The organism is Collinsella aerofaciens (assembly GCF_902501475.1).
Classification (GTDB): domain Bacteria; phylum Actinomycetota; class Coriobacteriia; order Coriobacteriales; family Coriobacteriaceae; genus Collinsella; species Collinsella aerofaciens_AL.
In genome coordinates this window covers 1-670 of the sequence record NZ_CABWIF010000056.1, presented here as the reverse complement: position 1 = coordinate 670, position 670 = coordinate 1, and the positions used below count along the sequence as shown (strand labels likewise).

1 protein-coding gene is annotated in these 670 nt (G+C 66.7%); it reads left to right on the top strand.

The window, feature by feature from the left end:
* A partial coding sequence (locus tag GDJ93_RS08765; protein ID WP_306421715.1) for a helix-turn-helix domain-containing protein occupies positions 1-539 on the top strand: 539 nt, incomplete at its 5' end.
* Between the last annotated feature and the right edge of the window lie 131 nt (positions 540-670).

Sequence of the window (670 nt, the reverse complement as noted above, 5' to 3'; positions counted from 1 at the left end):
TGAACTGCCTCCCATTTCTTGGACATGAGAAATGGGAGGCTTTCTTTATGCGCGTTGATTTGAGGGTGAAGCATGATGTCGAGGCCAGGAAGGCGGCCATAGGGCTCTTCGAGCTCGGGCACGGGTATAAATCTGCCGCGATCGCCCTTTCGCTTCCCGCGGAAGCCGTGAGAAGATGGCAGGAGATATACCGCGCATTCGGGAGCGAGGTGCTGCTGCGCATGGACGGAAAGCAGGGCAGGTACACATACGAGCAGAAGGTCGCCGCCGCCTCCGCCGTCGTCGACGGCGGCATGACGAAGGCCGAGGCGATGGCGGCGTTCGGCATAATGTCGATGTCGCCGCTCAAGAAGTGGTGCGCGCTATACCGCCGGGGCGGCGCGGAGGCCCTGCGCCCGAGGCCCAAGGGCCGGCCGAGCGGTTCCAGGGCGAGGCCGCGGACCCGCGAGGAGGAGCTCGAGGAGCGGTGCCGTAGGCTCGAGGCCGAGGTGGCCTACCTAAAAAAATTACGCGCCCTGGTCGAGAGGGACGGGCTCTGACCAGGGCGAAGGCCGAAGCGGTCGCGGCCCTGCGCGCCGAGGGGCACGCGCTCGGGCACCTGCTCGCATGCGCCGAGCTCAAGCGGTCGACCTACTACTACGCCCTCGCGCACCCGCCGAGGCCCACGCGC